This is a genomic window from Microcoleus sp. PH2017_35_SFW_U_B (assembly GCF_020737865.1).
GTDB lineage: Bacteria > Cyanobacteriota > Cyanobacteriia > Cyanobacteriales > Microcoleaceae > Microcoleus.
On record NZ_JAEQDE010000077.1, the window covers coordinates 1 to 17,123 of the forward strand.

At 42.5% G+C, this 17,123-nt stretch carries 15 protein-coding genes and 1 pseudogene; 7 read left to right on the top strand and 9 right to left on the bottom strand.

Going from position 1 to position 17,123, the window contains the following annotated elements; translation table 11 throughout:
• Positions 1-123 precede the first annotated feature (123 nt).
• Both JGK36_RS21370 and JGK36_RS21375 read right to left on the bottom strand, forming a co-directional pair.
• A pseudogene (locus tag JGK36_RS21370) lies at positions 124-714 on the bottom strand (transposase); the annotation flags it as partial.
• 524 nt (positions 715-1,238) lie between these two features.
• On the bottom strand, positions 1,239-2,006 hold the full coding sequence (locus JGK36_RS21375) for a class II glutamine amidotransferase (protein WP_293183975.1): 768 nt from the start codon (positions 2,004-2,006) through the stop codon (positions 1,239-1,241).
• Positions 2,007-2,713: 707 nt separating this feature from the next.
• Between JGK36_RS21375 and JGK36_RS21380 the strand changes: the two genes are divergently transcribed.
• Together JGK36_RS21380 and JGK36_RS21385 are read left to right on the top strand one after the other, a co-directional pair.
• On the top strand, positions 2,714-4,663 hold the full coding sequence (locus JGK36_RS21380) for an iron uptake porin (protein WP_293198000.1): 1,950 nt from the start codon (positions 2,714-2,716) through the stop codon (positions 4,661-4,663).
• Positions 4,664-5,098: 435 nt separating this feature from the next.
• The gene (locus JGK36_RS21385) at positions 5,099-5,428 is read left to right on the top strand and encodes a hypothetical protein (RefSeq protein WP_293197997.1); all 330 of its coding nucleotides are present in this window, start codon (positions 5,099-5,101) and stop codon (positions 5,426-5,428) included.
• Between the two features lie 98 nt (positions 5,429-5,526).
• Here JGK36_RS21385 and JGK36_RS21390 read toward each other — a convergent pair whose 3' ends face one another.
• The 3 genes from JGK36_RS21390 to JGK36_RS21400 form a co-directional block, all read right to left on the bottom strand.
• The gene (locus JGK36_RS21390; RefSeq protein WP_293183982.1) at positions 5,527-6,423 is read right to left on the bottom strand and encodes a thermonuclease family protein; all 897 of its coding nucleotides are present in this window, start codon (positions 6,421-6,423) and stop codon (positions 5,527-5,529) included.
• A gap of 276 nt (positions 6,424-6,699) precedes the next feature.
• A complete protein-coding gene (locus JGK36_RS21395) occupies positions 6,700-6,885 on the bottom strand; it encodes a hypothetical protein (protein ID WP_293183985.1) in 186 nt (61 codons plus the stop codon).
• Between the two features lie 5 nt (positions 6,886-6,890).
• The gene (locus JGK36_RS21400; protein ID WP_293183987.1) at positions 6,891-7,049 is read right to left on the bottom strand and encodes a hypothetical protein; all 159 of its coding nucleotides are present in this window, start codon (positions 7,047-7,049) and stop codon (positions 6,891-6,893) included.
• A gap of 124 nt (positions 7,050-7,173) precedes the next feature.
• On the opposite strand from JGK36_RS21400, the gene JGK36_RS21405 reads away from it, so the two are divergent.
• Positions 7,174-7,365: a hypothetical protein gene (locus JGK36_RS21405; protein WP_293197994.1), complete on the top strand. Its 192-nt coding sequence runs from the start codon at positions 7,174-7,176 to the stop codon at positions 7,363-7,365.
• A complete protein-coding gene (locus JGK36_RS21410) occupies positions 7,365-7,652 on the top strand; it encodes a hypothetical protein (protein ID WP_293192510.1) in 288 nt (95 codons plus the stop codon). The genes JGK36_RS21405 and JGK36_RS21410 overlap by 1 nt, the downstream gene beginning before the upstream one ends.
• A gap of 95 nt (positions 7,653-7,747) precedes the next feature.
• Here the strand turns inward: JGK36_RS21410 and acs are convergent, their stop codons facing one another.
• A complete protein-coding gene (gene acs, locus JGK36_RS21415; protein WP_293197992.1) occupies positions 7,748-9,718 on the bottom strand; it encodes an acetate--CoA ligase in 1,971 nt (656 codons plus the stop codon).
• Between the two features lie 272 nt (positions 9,719-9,990).
• On the opposite strand from acs, the gene JGK36_RS21420 reads away from it, so the two are divergent.
• Positions 9,991-10,650, top strand: a complete 660-nt coding sequence (locus tag JGK36_RS21420; RefSeq protein WP_293197989.1) for a restriction endonuclease subunit R — start codon at positions 9,991-9,993, stop codon at positions 10,648-10,650.
• A gap of 97 nt (positions 10,651-10,747) precedes the next feature.
• On the opposite strand, the gene JGK36_RS21425 is transcribed toward JGK36_RS21420, so the two are convergent.
• Together JGK36_RS21425 and JGK36_RS21430 are read right to left on the bottom strand one after the other, a co-directional pair.
• Positions 10,748-11,368 (bottom strand): hypothetical protein, encoded by a 621-nt coding sequence (locus tag JGK36_RS21425; protein WP_293197986.1) that lies wholly within the window; start codon positions 11,366-11,368, stop codon positions 10,748-10,750.
• A gap of 155 nt (positions 11,369-11,523) precedes the next feature.
• The gene (locus JGK36_RS21430) at positions 11,524-11,754 is read right to left on the bottom strand and encodes a hypothetical protein (RefSeq protein ID WP_293197984.1); all 231 of its coding nucleotides are present in this window, start codon (positions 11,752-11,754) and stop codon (positions 11,524-11,526) included.
• Positions 11,755-12,125: 371 nt separating this feature from the next.
• On the opposite strand from JGK36_RS21430, the gene JGK36_RS21435 reads away from it, so the two are divergent.
• Together JGK36_RS21435 and JGK36_RS21440 are read left to right on the top strand one after the other, a co-directional pair.
• Positions 12,126-13,448: an AAA-like domain-containing protein gene (locus tag JGK36_RS21435; protein ID WP_293197981.1), complete on the top strand. Its 1,323-nt coding sequence runs from the start codon at positions 12,126-12,128 to the stop codon at positions 13,446-13,448.
• Between the two features lie 21 nt (positions 13,449-13,469).
• A complete protein-coding gene (locus tag JGK36_RS21440) occupies positions 13,470-16,805 on the top strand; it encodes an AAA-like domain-containing protein (protein WP_293197979.1) in 3,336 nt (1,111 codons plus the stop codon).
• Positions 16,806-16,834: 29 nt separating this feature from the next.
• Here JGK36_RS21440 and JGK36_RS21445 read toward each other — a convergent pair whose 3' ends face one another.
• Positions 16,835-17,122 (bottom strand): colicin immunity domain-containing protein, encoded by a 288-nt coding sequence (locus JGK36_RS21445; RefSeq protein WP_293197977.1) that lies wholly within the window; start codon positions 17,120-17,122, stop codon positions 16,835-16,837.
• Between the last annotated feature and the right edge of the window lies 1 nt (position 17,123).

Here is a 17,123-nt window from a genome sequence, read left to right on the forward strand (position 1 = left end):
TTTAAATCCAAAAAAGTCAAGCACAGAGGTACTGGAATAAAAACTAATCCTCCTATTTTTAATATTTTCAAGCCTCCCAACCCTTAAGTAAACCGTATTGGATTATCGTCGTGGTTTTCGTTATTTTGCTATGGCTAGGTATTCTTTCCTGGCTCTGTTTCGATATGTCCTCGGTTTTTTTACAGGTGACTTAATTTGATTGTGTAGAGCATCTATGATTTTTTCAGTATTCTCTCTTGCTTGATTTAATAGTCCTAAGTCGGTCGGATATTTAAGGTCGGCTGGCGCGCAGGTTGCATCTAATATTAATTTTCCTTGATTTTTGGATTCACTTATTTCTGATGACTTTTTTTCAACCAGCTCTCCTGGCACTTCGGTCTGCTCTTTGACCATTTTTTCGTTGATTTTATTGACTAGATTGACACCTATTCTTTGCCGAAAATAAACGAGCATGGATGAGTCGAATGGTGCTTCATTACTATAGCCACTCAGACCTAGGAAGTATTGTAGGTATGGGTTTTCTTTTATTTGTTCTACTGTTTCGGCATCGCTAGTTCCTAATCTTTCTTTGATTATTAATGCCCCTAAGGCGATACGAAACGATTTGGCAGGGGCTCCCGTTGAGCAGGTGAAATTTTTGGCATATTCTACTTCAAATTCTGACCACGGAATTATTTTTGCCATGATTACCCAACGATTATTCTCTGATAATTGTCACGCGATCGTTAAGGTCAAAGTTGGACGGTGCTTTTGGGGCCCTAGTCAAGTTTTCGGTACATGAACGAAAGTGATGCTGTGCATGGCTTTTGACTAATTTTAGCTCATAGTCTTACACTTTATCCGCGCCGATCGCGAGTCAAAGTCTTTTCAGGTAAGGCTTTTAGGCTTATTCAGCAAGCCCTACATAACCTTCCTCGTTACAGATGTTTAAGCTGTTAGTCATTTAAATTTATTGCTTGAACCTCTTACAGCATGGGGTCTGAGCTACAAATAGTGCAGTTTGAATGTCGAACAGCTTAATGTAACTTTGGTGCTGTGTGAGAATTCATATAAAAATCAACAGGCTATACTATCTCAGCGAATTGCTGTCTGAAATAAAATCGATTTTCCTAGAGTCCTCAAAGAGCATTAGTTGAATATGAATTAATAATTTTGGAACCATATAAAGTCAAAGTATACACTTGGAAAGCTAATATGCAACAAGGTTTAATTTCATTAATCTTTTTTTAATTCGGCTTTCAAATAACAGGCAAACCATCCTGAAATACCAGCAATTTTCCCGGTTCTATTTGCGTCCAGACTTCGTTATCAGTGAGCGGGAAAGTGGCAATCACCGCGACGCGATCGTCCTCTTTGGTCAATTCCCGGAAATCCACAGTTACATCTTCATCGATCGAGTGCGCGCTGGCAAAAGGTGCTTGTCGCACAATATAATGCAGATTAGTAGAACAGTGTGCAAACAAGTGTTCTCCATCAGAAAGTAAATAGTTGAAAATTCCTTGAACGGCAAGATTTTTAGTAATTTCGTTGAGAACCACGTAAATTTCCGTCACAGTAGGTTTATTGTGAGGAAAACTTTCTCGCAGCTTTTCTAATATTAAACAAAAAGCTTTTTCGCTATCAGTCTTGCCGACTGGTTTGTAAATCCCGGCACTTTCAGGATTAAAGTTTTCCAGATTTCCATTGTGGGCAAATACCCAATACCGCCCCCAAAGTTCCCGAATAAAAGGGTGACAGTTTTCTAGAGCAATTTCCCCTTGAGTAGCTTTACGAATATGAGCAATGACGTTAGTTGAGTGAATGGGATAGCGACGCACTACTTCAGCAAGCGGAGAAGCAACCGCAGGTTTTGAGTCTATAAACAGGCGACATCCCAAGCCTTCAAAAAAAGCAATTCCCCAACCGTCTTGATGAATGTCTGTTCGACCACCTCTTGCAGAAAAACCTTCAAAAGAGAAGCAAATATCTGTTGGAACATTGCAGTTCATTCCCAGTAATTGGCACATAGCTTTTAAATCTCTGGAGTTTGGATGGATGCCGCAGCTATGGGCAGCTACAGATTTTTGATAATACCATTATAGTATGAAGTGATTTAGCGTTATAAAAAAAACATAATTAATTTGCTTTGTCAACCGTAAGAATACTTAGTTAGAGAAAAATCCGAGGCGCTAAAATTCAGTACCCTATCCCCGAGAGCAGTCTTGATTGTTCCGTTTGTGTTGCAAATATTTGCTGATGTGGGCTGGCGGGGTATCTATCCCTGCGCAATAGTAAAACAACTATCAACACACTGGCGATTCAGTTGCCACAAAAAGTCAGGTGATTTTAGATGCAAAAGTTGGAAATAACTTATTTTATCTGGTTTGGAGCTTGACGACTGTTACATTATTTTTTAAACTGGTATCAGTTATCACATTAACAGCATATTGATGACTATATCGTAATTTTCCATCAAATCAATCAGATTAATGCCAATGTGATCGATCTAATTAGGAATGCTAAAACACCCAAATATGACGAGATTGTGAGTTATTTTTGGCGACAAGTAGCAGGTATTTAATGTTAGCTACATTAACTACACTTCGGCAGAGATTTTCAGGTTTCTCCGGCGCAGTTCACTACTAATATCTTTAATTTCATAGCGTCATTTTTGATCGGGTCGTCTCGTTTTCACATATCTTCAATCAACAAGCACCAAGTATAACAACTGAAAATGCAAAATCTCAATCAAAAAGACGATCGCCCAAACCGACAAATTCTCACAGGCTTAATCCTCGGATGGGGATTGCAAGGACTATTTAGCCTTCCAGCATTAGCACAACCAAGTTTACCCGAATCTCCCGCTGTGATTGAAAACCAGGCTCAACGCACCCCAACTGCAATTTCCGTAATTGCAGTTGAGGCACCGGAGACAATCTTACCGGAAAATCAGCAATTTGTCGATCGGTCTATCCCACCATCCACACCCAGCTTACCCCAGTCTTCCCCTACTCCTGCAACTCTTGCTGAACCAGCCCCTACCGAAATTGCAGTTGACTCACTCCAGAAAATATTAGTCGAAAATCCTCAATCAGCCAATCAAAATCTCCCAGCCGATGCCAGTTTACTTGAATCTCCAACAACTATTGAAAACCAGAGTGAACCAATCTCAGAGGAAAGCACAGAACAAGTTACATCTGTCTCTCAACTCAGCGATGTAAAACCCACTGATTGGGCATTTCAAGCACTGCAATCCTTAGTAGAGAGATACGGTTGTATAGCTGGATATCCCGACAGTACCTTTCGTGGCAACCGCGCTTTAACCCGCTATGAATTTGCAGCCGGAGTCAATGCTTGTTTAGATAAAATTAGAGAATTAATTGACACAGGCAATGAAAACAGAGTCAAGCAAGAAGACTTGGTAAAAATTCAAAAACTGCAAGAAGAATTTGCAGCCGATATCGCCGTACTGCGAGGGCGCACCGACTTATTAGAAGCGCGAATAACAGAAGTAGAAGCCAATCAATTTTCGCCGACAGTCAAGCTATCAGGATTGACAATTGTGGGAATACAAGGTCGCAGTCCCAACCGTGCCGATCGCGCTCCTAGAGATGGCAAAAGAGATACGAAAGACCCCGGCACAAATATCAACACTATCGCTTTAAGTCAGTTATATTTAACGGCTCAATTCACTCCCCGCAGTAACTTATTCATCGGTCTTTTAAATCAGAGAGGAAAGACATCACCGCAATTAACCGAAGACGTAAACCTTGCTTACGATTTTGGCGAAAATTCTGCCCTTACCCTCAGCGATCTTAACTATCGCTTTCTGGTAGGCGATAAATTAGCAGTAATTGGAGGGACAGCAGGAGTTAACATGATTAGCGGTTTCCGAGGACCGAATCGAGCTGAAAGCGCCGCTTCTGGCCCGATTTCAACCTTCGCTCAAAGAAACCCTATTTTGAACATCGGTCTCGGTCAAGGCGGCGCGGGAATTGACTGGCAATTTGCCAAAAGAGCGAGTTTGCAAGCTGTTTATTCTACTACGGTTCCCGGCTTTTTTGTCAGTTCTAACGGGCCTAGCGGACACAATACACTGGGATTGCAATTAACTCTCACTCTCGCCGATCCACTAGATATTACTGTTTATTATGTCAACGACTATTCGCCTAACGGCAATTTGCTTGGTTTGGCGGGAGACAGTCAATTAACTGCTGTTAATCCCAGTACCAGCAAATCAGCATCCCTCCAAACGAATGCTGTGGGAGCAACTGTAAATTGGCGGGTTTCTTCGCGTATTTCCTTGGGAGGTTGGGCTGGTTATACTAATTCTCGGATTCCGGGTAAATCTGGGAGTGTGGCAACTACAAATTATATGGTGTTTGTGAATTTTCCAGATTTATTTGGCACTGGAAATTTGGGGGGGATTTATATCGGGCAACCTCCTAAAATTGTTAGCAGTAATTTACCGACAGGCAACAATATTCCCGATTTTTTAGATACGGGTTTAGGGGGCAAAGGCGGCCAACCGGGAACGACTACTCATGTAGAGATGTTCTACCGCTGGCAGGTGAGCGATAATATCAGCGTTACTCCAGGAGTAATGGTGATTTTTCAACCAGATCACACTCGCAATAGCGATCCGATTACGGTGGGTGTCTTGAGAACTTCGTTCTCTTTTTGATTTTGTTTGTAGTGGGGACTTCAGTCCTCATAAAAGTCAGACGACTAAAGTCCTCACTATAAACTTATAACGGTTATTTTAAAATAATTAATATTAGTTATCAGTCAGCTCGCGCCAGGACTTAAACTTTTTTGCGGGAATCCCGAATTATTGCAACAAATACAAGTTTTGAACCTCAATCAGTTTTCGCTTTCTGACGCGGATTAAAACGCCGAGGAAGATGTCTTAATCTTTTTTCTAAGTACAAACACATGAGCTTTACTAAAACTTCACATTTTTGGGACTAATATCGTCATTCAATCTTTATTTTGTAGATAAAAATACTGAATTACTTGTAAAAAAAAGATCCGCACAAACACTCTAGGAATTATTTTTAAATTCAATTAATATCTTAACATATCTTCGATAGTTCCTGAAGTTAGGATTTAAAAAAACATGATTAAATCAAATGGCTATTTTTTGGCTCTGGGCTTGGCAGCAATTTCGGCTCTGACAGCCTGTCCTTGTCAAGCACAAACGGCTGTTGAATCAAATATAAATTTAACGGGAGATAAGAATATAACAACCACTAACCAGCAGAATGGTGCTAACACTTCTACTGGCGATCGCTCAAAAACTATTAGCACTTCTAAATCTTTTGTGGTTTCAGAGACTAATACCGTAACCGTTCAACCTAGTGCGACGGCGGCGGCTCCGGAAAATCGAACTGTACGCAGCAATCCCTTGGGATGTCGATTTTTTAATACTCCTTCAATGCAGCAATAAATACCGCAGATATCGGAAAAAGAGAAGATCGTGGCCGAAGAGAGGGCGATGCTTTCTGAGGATTGCTCTCTATTTGCTTAATTAACTTCATTTTTAATTCAACTTTCTGGGGGAAAGTCAGAAAACTGTTTGATATTCTTCAAAATTATTTGAGGCTTGCTTTTGTACTGTTCAACCTTGCCGCTGATATACACGTAACCGCGTCCTTGACCTGCATAACGCTTTTCAATCAACCGCTTCAAAGGAGCCATTTCATAAGTTTCGGCATCGGGTATCCACAAATCTAATTTATGATAAACTGAACCTGCATAAATCAGGGCATTGCCGCCGATCCATTTATTAATTCCTGCCTGCAAGTCGCAGAAAATAGTAATAGATTTAGCTTTCTCGGAAGCTGCTAAAATTTTTGGGTAGTGCAATCTCACAGAAAGTGCTCCGTCCCTTGCTTCCGACAATCGAAACTCTTCAACAATCGAGCCTCGCATCGACCACCAAGGCAGCAAATTAGCATAGTTGCGAGAGGGAATCTTGGCATTGGTAATCGGATCCCAAATCATCAGATTGTAAGCTTTGGCTGCCGATTCTGCCTCGGTCATTTGTCGGTGATACAATCTCGATCGCCCGTATTTCATAAAGTAGGGACTCCAGCCTTCTTTAATCAGTTTTAGATTGTAATTTTCTCCATCTTTATGTACGTAACATAAGAGGCGCCCGTAGTTGTCACGGTGTTTTTCTAGAGCAATTTCAACCGGATCGTCTGTATCAAATTCAATGTCAATTTTAGCAAGCCCACCATTTGCTGTAGCGAAGTATTGTTTAGCCATTTCCGAAGCTGCTTTCCCTGCGGCAGTTACAGGCTTTGAAGTGTTAGAGTAACTTTCTTCTGTATCGACGCAAATCAGCCGCAGAGACTCGGTTTTGCCGTTGAGAGCAACTTTGACAGTATCGCCATCAACTACTTGAGTTATTTGCAGGTTCGGAATTCTAGTTGCCATATTTCGCACCCTGTTAAACTTGAGATTTGATTCACATATTGGGTTAATTGTACATGAGTTTGCTGCTGAATGCAATAAATGTACCGTTGCAACTACCAGGAGAAAGAGTAATGGCTGTTCTAGAGTATGTAAAACCCGGTGTAAAAACTGGTCAAATTATGCTGGCGGTCGATCTAAAATTATATACAGCCGCAGATAAAGGCAGATGAACGCAGATCAAAACACATCTGCGTTCATTTGTGTTCATCTGCGTTCATCTGCGGTTACAAAATACCCCTAAGAATCAGCCCGCAACTTATCCAAAACTGTCCGATCTTCCAAGGTCGAAGTATCCCCAGAAACCTCTTCTCCAGCGGCCAAAGAACGCAACAAACGCCGCATAATCTTTCCGCTGCGAGTTTTCGGCAAAGCATCGGTAAATCGAATTTCGCCGGGACGGGCGATCGCGCGTAAATCAACCAAGGCGATCAATCGGGGTAAAGCGAGTTATCTTCAACTTTTAAATTCCTAATCTGTTCGCGAATCACATCGGTTTTTGTTCTACCGCTGTTCGCGCAATAAGCTTCTAGCCGAAGCATTTCTACTTCAGGGAGTCGGATGGTTAGAACTTTAACGTTTTTACTCATACTGCAATTATACTGAAAAATGCAGTACAATCATAGCAGAGAAATGCGCCTTGGCACAATGTTACCGCACCATGCCAAGACGACTTCCCCGAAGTTGAACGTCCAACAAAGGAGCAATTTAATTATGATTCAAGATCCAGAAAAAGAACCAGAACGTTGGGATGAGCCGATTTTAGCGGATAACCCCAACCAAGCGAAACAGGAGTGCCAAAAACGAGCCGATCGCTACCGGGTTGAATTAGAATCTGTAACTCAACCCCGAAAAGTCGAAAATCGCCCTCAAGTGTACCGTTGCAACTACAAGGAGAAAGAATAATGGCTGTTTTGGAGTGTGTAAAACCTGGTGCTAAACTCGGTCAAATTATTCTGGCCGTCGATTTAACTGTTGCTGGTGCAGTCGATCGCATTTTAGCAAAAATTCAAGACTTAGGATATGACCCAGAAATCCGTCATGTCAACTATCCGTCTGGAGTTCACGTCTTAGCAATTCTCAAAGACGAACAGCATTCAGAAGCAGTCGATGATGACTACTTGCTAGAAGATTGGCTGCAAGTAAGGTCGCAAATTAACAGCGATGCCGTTCATTTGTGGCGAGGTAAATAACGGAATTAACAATTAAACCGCAGATGAACGCAGATGTAATCTTATCTGCGTTCATCTGCGTTAATCAGCCTACATCTGCGGTTGCAAAAATACCCCTAGGAATCAGCCCGCAACTTATCCAACACCGTCCGATCTTCCAAAGTAGAAGTATCCCCTGTCACCTCCAAACCAGCAGCCAAAGAACGCAACAAACGCCGCATAATCTTTCCGCTGCGAGTTTTCGGCAAAGCATCGGTAAAGCGAATTTCGCCGGGACGGGCGATCGCCCCAATTTCCTTCACAACGTGCTGCTTCAATTCCTTAATCAATTCATCACTAGGCTGCTGAGTATTTTGCAACGTCACAAACGCCACAATTTCCTCACCCTTAATCTCATCCGGTTTCCCCACAACCGCAGCTTCCGCCACCGCTGGATGAGACACCAAAGCCGATTCAACTTCCATCGTACCGAGTCGGTGTCCGGCGACATTAATCACGTCGTCAACGCGGCCCATTACCCAGAAATAACCGTCTTTATCTTTGTGCGCGCCGTCCCCCGCAAAGTACACGAATTGGCCATCTTTTGGGTGCAAATATTCCCAATAAGTGCGGCGGAAACGGTCTGGATCGTTGTAAAGTGTACGCATCATTCCCGGCCAAGGATGTTTTACAACTAAATAACCGCCACTTTCATTAGTTACTGGTTCGCCATCTTGGTCAACAATATCAGCCACAATTCCGGGGAACGGAAGGGTTGCAGAACCTGGTTTTGTGGGGATTGCACCTGGCAATGAAGTAATCATAATTCCCCCGGTTTCTGTTTGCCACCAAGTATCGACTATCGGACAATTCGAGTTGCCAATTACGCGCTGATACCACATCCAAGCTTCAGGATTGATCGGTTCGCCGACAGTTCCTAACAATCGTAAAGATGATAAATCTCTGGCATTCGGCAACTCTTCGCCCATCTTCATAAAGGTGCGAATTGCTGTTGGTGCGGTGTAGAAAACAGTGACGCCGTATTTTTCGATTACATCCCAAAAACAACCGGGATTCGATGCGCGCGGAGCACCTTCGTACATGACAGTTGTTGCACCGTTGGAAAGGGGGCCGTAGACTATGTAACTGTGGCCTGTAATCCAGCCTACGTCGGCGGTGCACCAGTAGATATCGGTGTCTTGGAGGTCGAATATCCACTTGGTTGTCATGTGGGTGTAAAGGTTGTAGCCGCCTGTGGTGTGGACGACTCCTTTCGGTTTGCCGGTACTTCCTGAAGTGTAGAGAATGAATAGCATATCTTCGCTATCCATCGGTTCGGCGGGACAATCTGCGGAGGCGTTTTTTTGCAATTCGTGCCACCAGCGATCGCGCCCTGGTTCCATTTGCACTTCTTGTTTGGTACGCTGGACGACGAGAACGTTGGTAACGCTGGGTGCAGCGTTGTTGGCGAGGGCTTTGTCTACTTGTACTTTGAGGCCGACTGCTGCGTCTTTGCGGAAGCCGCCGTCTGCGGTGATCACGAGTTTTGCTTGGCCGTCGTTGAGGCGATCGCGCAAAGCTTCAGCACTAAATCCGCCAAAAACTACGCTGTGTACTGCACCGATTCTGGCACAGGCTAACATGGCGATCGCAGCTTCGGGAATCATGGGCATATAAATGCCGACGCGATCGCCCTTTTGGACTCCCAATTCTTTGATGACGTTAGCCATTTGACAGACTTCGCGGTGGAGTTGGGCGTAAGTCAGGGTGCGGGAGTCGCCCGGTTCGCCTTCCCAAATCAGGGCGGCTTTGTTTTTGCGCCAGGTGGTTAAATGGCGATCGAGACAATTGTAAGAAATGTTAATTTTGCCATTGACAAACCATTTAGCAAAGGGTGGCTGCCAGTCGAGCACGGTATCCCAGTTTTGAAACCAGTCTAATTCTTGGGTAGCGAGTTCGGCCCAGAATGCTTGGGGGTCGGCTTTCGCTTTTTCGTAGAGGGCGCGGTATTCTTCTAGGCTTTTGATGTGAGCTTTTTGGGAGAATTCAGCAGGCGGCTGAAACAGGCGTTTTTCTTGGAGGATTGATTCGATCGTATCTTGTGACATCGCTGTTAGTTTTTAGTTAACTTACTCTTTTTAGCTATTTTGTGCATAAGTTGGGGTAAAAGTATGTTTATTTTCCTTAAGACTTTGAATACTTGTGTAAAAATCGGGATCGATTACCGATTACCAATTACCTAATTTTCATCAAAGAGATACTGAATGGGCATCAGTTTTGATCCGGGCATTTTTTTATGCTTTGAATTTGCGGAGTTTTGCTATTTCTATGAAAATGCTTTTATAATATAGTTGAATGGATCAGCGATCGCACAAAAGCCATGACTCAAAATTTAGAAGCAAGCCAACTTTCGTTAAATGACGTTCGCCACCTTCTCAAACTCGAAGAGTTAGAAGGAGAAGGCTTCACTGATTTTTTCTCTCTGGAACCGCTGACAGAATCAGAACAGCAGGAACTATTGAAACTTAGAAATGACTTTCGACGATACCTATCCGCCGGAAAAGTTTCAGAAGAACTCGTTAAGTTTTTAGTGCTTTCACCTTTGATGAGATTAACAGGATTTTTTGATATTCCGATCGTACTGACAATGGAGGATAGCATACCCATTGAAGTTGAAGATAAGGATACTTTAATTAAAGGCCGGTTGGATATTTTAGCAGTAAATCAGCCGGATGCGGAGATAGGGGCGACACCGTTTTGGATTTTGGTAGTGGAGGCGAAAAATAGTGCGATCGCCCCTTTGGCCGGTTTGCCACAATTGCTGACTTATACTTATAAGAGTTTGCAGCAGCAATCGTCTGTTTGGGGATTGACTACGAATGGGGAAAGTTATCGGTTTGTGAGGGTGACGCGGGGGAATCCTTGTACTTATCAGATTTTACCGGAATTGAATTTGATTGACAGGGAGCGATCGCTCTTGTTAGCGCAAGTGTTGAAAGCGATTTGCAAGTTGCAGAATGTGCAGTTGCAGTTGGCTTAAAAAGGGCGATCTGACTCTTCTTGCACCATATAATATGGTTGACTGGATTAGCCGATCGCTCAACACACCCTGACCCTACAATCGAAAAGGGGCGGACTTATCCAATATATCCATAGGTCATTAACAATGCAAAAAAATACACTAATAAAAACAAAAAGCAGCCGATTCCTCCTATCGATGAACCTAAAAAAATAATCGATTTATGCAAATCTGGCTTGAGCTGCCTGAATTTACCATATAAACATTTAAACACATTAATACTACTAGAAATCGATAACATGAAAAGCAGTATTTGCAGTAGAATTCCATTCGCTATTCCATCACCTAGGATTCGAGGACTGGCGATCGATCGAACCCATACTTTATTTTTTATTGCGTTTTGTTCTTCCTGACTTAACTGTAAGCCTTTAATTGCAATTAAATCGTTTGCTGAGGCTATAGTGCGCCAGCAAGGAACAATTTGTTTGCCGTATGTTGCCTGACAGTCATCATATGATGTAGCTTTAACTACTAACGGTAGGCGATCGATGTTAATCTCACAACGTAATGAACCTGTATCGGAACACTCTAGCACATAGCCTGGAATGGTAATAGATGCTCGATCTTCTTGATTAATTACGACCTGCAAAAGTTCATTAAAAGACCGATCGCGAATTAACAAAATGGAGATAATAAACACAATAGCAAAATTGAGAACCAGGTATTTTTTTCGATTCATATGATTTTTATCCAAGTATTGCAGAATGTGCAGTTGGCGTAAAAAGGGCGATCGCGCGCGGAGTCAGAAACCGGGTTTCTTTGCAAAATCTCGTGAGGATGCGTAAATTATCGCAGAAACCCGGTTTCTTGCATTAGGGGCGATCGCAGAAAACATCATTTTGACGGTGGAATTGTGCGATCGATCGCAGGAATTGCCGGTTGTTGGGTATTGGGAGGGGCGATCGACGGTGTTGCTAAGGGAATTAGGGCAGGAATTACGGCGATCGCGATCGGTACTACAACTTCCTGGATCAACCACTTGATGTTTGAATTGTCAGATTTTTTCACTTGCTTTACCTTTTTAGCTAATTTAGTCTTGTCCGGATTATGTTTTTCTAGTTTCATGGTTTTAAGTTTCATGGGACTTATGCACGGGTGGCCAGAAACCGGGTTTTTGCGGGAATATTTCGTTACAGCGCATCAACTGCGAAAAACCCGGTTTCTTTGGTTTTGATGCGTAACTTTAGAATATCTGGCTTTTCTGTGTTCGCGGGCGATCGTTAATTTAGACTCCCAAATTAGTTGTCAGGTAAAAATTTGGAGAGATTGTGAATTGGGCTTGAATCATTTGTGAAAGAGTTTATGAAAAAAAACTCACAAATCATGTTTGACTTATAAAATTGTGAAAACTCACCAGGAATTGACAGGACAACTACGCTAAAGCTCTGATTTATGCTAATTTAAGAGAAATTAGGCAGGTTTGAGGCTGAGGGGTAATGGATAATATGACAAAACAGGAGTTTGAGGCTATCTATACAGACAAGCTTCAACGAAAACAGCGTCCAGTGCTAAAAGAGTTCTTGCAAAATAAGTCAGATCAACAAATCGCTAACTCTCTTTCCCCAAAAGTAACGAAAAACTGTGTTAGTCGTCATATTTCAACGATTTGCCAGTTATTTAATATCAAAAATGAACAGGGTTATACGCAACGCGATGATTTGATTAAATTATTTGTTAAATATAAACGGGAATTAGTTTGTGAAAAGTTATTAAAGGAATTTGGGGAAAGAAGCCCTGAACCTCGAAAAATATTAGAAGTTCCAGAAGAGATAGTGCCATTAAATTCTGAGTTTTATATAGAGCGTTCCAGAATGGAAGCTGACTGTTATCAGCAGATTTTAAGACCGGGGTCAATGATTCGCATTAAAGCTCCCAAATTAATGGGAAAAACTTCTCTATTAAATCGCATCATAAAAAATGCACAAATAAATGAGTATCGGTTAGTACGTTTAGATTTTAGAGATGCTGAAGAAGACGTATTGAACAACACAAATAAATTTTTTGAATGGTTTTGCTTCAATATCAGCGAAAAGCTAAAACTAGAATGTAATATCGATTTGCAGGCGCGCGGAGGCATTCTCGTAAACTGCAAAAAATACTTTCAAGCTGAAGTTTTAGAAGCTATAAATTGTCCTTTGGTCTTGGCTTTAGAAGAAATCGACTGTATTTTTTATCATGAGAAAACTGCCCAAGAATTTCTGAAGATGTTACGAAGCTGGTTTGAAGAAACTAAGAAAACTGACATTTGGAAAAACTTGCGAATGGTGCTGCTTCATTCTACAAATGTTTACGTGGAATTGCCTCATAATCAATCACCCTTTAATGTCGGTTTTTCAGTAGAGTTGACCGAATTTAACCAGCCAAATATTCTAGATTTAGCCCGCCGCCATCAATTATCCTGGGGAACTGATGAAGTGATAGCATTGATGGCAATAGTTGGTGGTTATCCTTATCTAGTACGCAAGGCACTGTATCATTTGCATGATTCCAATCTATCTTTAGCAGAAGTTTTGCACAATGCAGCTACAGACGTGGGAATTTACGGCGAGCACTTGTATCGTCACTGGACGGATTTGCAAAAATATTCTGAGCTCAAACTCGCTCTTAAACAAGTTGTACTTGCAGACAGTTCGGTAAAATTAGAACAGGTGCTAGAATTCAAGTTACTGAGTACGGGTTTAGTCAAGCGGCATCAGCATGGTATCACTTCTAGCTGTCGGTTATATCGGGATTATTTTGCCGAAAAGTTTCGAGATTAGAGTCGGGAGTAAAACCAGATTATGACGGTTTATCAATATCAAGTTGGTGGTTCTTTAGAGTACGAACATCCTACCTATGTTAAGCGTCTTGCAGACAGTGAACTTTATGCAAGTTTGATAGCAGGAGAATTTTGTTATGTGTTGAACTCCAGACAAATGGGTAAGTCTAGCTTGCAAGTACAAACGATGAAACGCTTGCGCGAAAAAGCAGGCTTTAAATGTATTGCTATAGATTTAACAGATATCGGTAGCGAAACTTCAGACTACTGGTATTTTGGGATTATTTCTGAGTTGGTTCGGGGTGGCGCACTCTCAAGAAAGGTGGATAGTGACAGTTGGTGGCAGCAGCGACAATTGCTGTCGCCTTCTCAGCGATTGAGTCAGTTTATTGAAGATGTTTTATTGACAGAGATTTCGCAAAATATTGTTATTTTTATTGATGAAATTGATTCGATTTTAAATCTGAGCTGGAAGGATGATTTTTTTCTATTGATTCGGGCTTGCTATAACAAAAGAGCGATTAATTATGAATATAAGCGCCTTACCTTTTGTCTTTTGGGAGTTGCGACGCCAGCAGATTTGATTCGCGATAAAGACCGAACACCTTTTAATATTGGCAAGGCTATTGATTTAACAGGGTTTACTTTGGAGGAAGCTCGACCTGCTTTAATTCCTGGCTTAATGGGAGAGCGATCGCAGGAGATATCGGAGGAGATATTAGCTGAGGTTTTTCAGTGGACAAACGGGCAACCTTTTTTGATGCAAAAGCTGTGCCAACTGATGGTCTATAAATCTGCCAGTCGGACTTCTGATGTGGAAGATTTAGTGAAAAAGTATGTCATTGACAATTGGGAAGCGAATGACGAACAAGAACATTTTAAGACTATTAGGCGTCGATTGCTGCTTGACTATCAAGACCGCACGGCGCTACTGCTGGGTATTTATCAGCAAATACTGACGGACGCGGATCGGAAAATCTGTGCTGATAATAGTCTCGATCAAAGAAGGTTACAACTCTCAGGATTAGTCGTCAAACGCAACGGATATCTACAAGTTTATAACCCCATATACGCCGCAATTTTTAACCTCGATTGGGTACAGCAAGAATTAGCAAAACTCCGCCCCTACCAGGAAAACTTCGCTGCTTGGATCGCCTCAAATCGTCAAGATACTTCTCGACTGCTGCACGGTCAAGCGTTGGATGATGCGTTGCAGTGGAAAAAAGGAAAACGGTTGAGCGACGAGGATAATGATTTTTTAGATGACAGTCGAGATGATGAACGCCAAGAATTAAGGACATCTAATAAATTTCTAAAAGAAGTTCGGAGGCAAGTTAGAGAAATTATTAACATTGAAGAAACTGGAGGCATGGCGTTAACTCTTTTTCAGTCGGAGAGAAAGCAAATAGAAGCTTTGCAGGCAGCTATCAAAGCAGGAAAAGACTTAAAAAAGTGGATACCTGATAATCCCCCGCTTTCAGAATATCCTGTTACCAGTCCTCTGTTAGCTTTGCAGATGATTCTTGCTAGAATCCGTGAACGGCGTGAGTTGCTTAGACATAATGGCAGGATAAGTAGGATAAATAGTGTCAGTTTTAGCCCGGCAGGAAATGCGATCGCTACTGCCTCAGATGACCGCACCGCCAAATTGTGGGACTTGCAGGGCAACTGCTTGGTGACATTGACCGGGCATAATACATCAGTAACAAGTATCAGTTTTAGCCCCACAGGAGATGCGATTGCTACTGCCTCATCTGACGGCACCGCCAAATTGTGGGACTTGCAGGGCAAGTGCTTGAAAACTTTCACCCGATATTTTGACTGGGTAACAAGTGTCAGTTTTAGCCCGACAGGAGATGCGATTGCTACTGCCTCAGATGATAAAACCGCCAAATTGTGGGACTTGCAGGGCAACTGCTTGAAAACTTTCACCGGACATAATACATCGGTAACAAGTATCAGTTTTAGCCCCACAGGAGATGCGATCGCTACTGCCTCAGATGATACAACCGCCAAATTGTGGGACTTGCAGGGCAATTGCTTAGTGACTTTCACCGAACATGATTACTCGGTAACAAGTGTCAGTTTTAGCCCGAATCGAAATGCGCTGGCTACTGCCTCGATTGATGGCACTGCTAAATTGTGGGACTTGGAGGGCAACTGCTTAGTGACTTTCACCGGACATTATGACTCAGTAACAAGTGTCATTTTTAGCCCGAATGGAGATGCGCTCGCTACTGCCTCAGATGACCACACCGCCAAATTGTGGGACTTGCAGGGCAACTGCTTAGTGACTTTCACCGGACATAATGAATCGGTAAATAGTGTCAGTTTTAGCCCCACAGGAGATGCGCTCGCTACTGCATCAGATGACAAAACCGCAAAGTTCTGGGATTTACAGGGCAACTGCTTAGCAACATTCACCAGAGATAATGAATCGGTAAATAGTGTCAATTTTAGCCCCACAGGAGATGCGATCGCTACTGCCTCAATTGAGGGTACGGCCAAATTGTGGGACTTACAGGGCAACTGCTTGGTAACATTCACAGGACACAATTACCCGGTAAGAAGTGTTAGTTTTAGCCCGGATGGAGATGCGCTCGCTACTGCATCAGATGACAAAACCGCCAAGTTCTGGGATTTACAAGGCAACTGCTTGGTAACATTCATCGGACATAATGAATCGGTATGGAGTATCAGTTTTAGCCCGAATGGAGATGCGCTCGCTACTGCCTCACCTGACAAAACCGCCAAATTGTGGGATTTGCAGGGCAAATGTTTGGTAACATTCACCGGACATAATCACTGGGTAACAAGTATCAGTTTTAGCCCGAATGGAGATGCGCTCGCTACTGCCTCATCTGATAAAACCGCGAAATTGTGGGAATTGGAAGGCAACTGCTTGGTCACTTTTGCTGGACATGATGAATCGGTAACAAGTATCAGTTTTAGCCCTACAGGAGATACGATCGCCACTGCCTCATCTGACAAAACTGCCAAATTGTGGGACTTGCAAGGTAACTGCTTAGTAACATTCACCGGACATCAAAACCTCGTAACAAGTGTCTGTTTTAGCCCGAATGGAGATACGATCGCCACTGCATCACAAGACGGCACAGCTAAATTGTGGGATTTGCAAGGTAATTTACTGGCGGATTTTAGCGGATATAAAGGGAATTTACTCAAAGGTGAGGCTGATTTTGTGGAGTTGAAAAGTCCGATTAATAGTATTTGTTTTAGTCGGGATGGGAAGTTTTTAATAACAGGTTCCCAGGATGGAAAGGTGCGGTTTTGGCCAGTGGAAACTTTGGATGAGTTGTTGGCGAGGGGGAGGGAATGGCTGGGTGAGAAATTTTAACTACTGATGCACGGGGATGGTTTTGATTCTTATTTTTCAATTGTTAAAACTGTTGTTAAGTTTAGCAACTGATCCAGCGTTTCCTGGGCCGATACTCGCAATTGAACCTCACCAATATCAAATCGAGGGTCTTCAATCAAATCCGGGTCGCTGCAATAAGCATCAACATCGGAAAACAACTTGTCTAAAATCTTAAATTCTCTCCCCGGCTGGAGGTTATTGTCACTCTTAAACAATTGTAGAAACCGCTGTTCAAACTCATCAGCGCTGATTTTACTGCCTGCAAACTCTTCTAATAACTTGATGTACTTATCCATA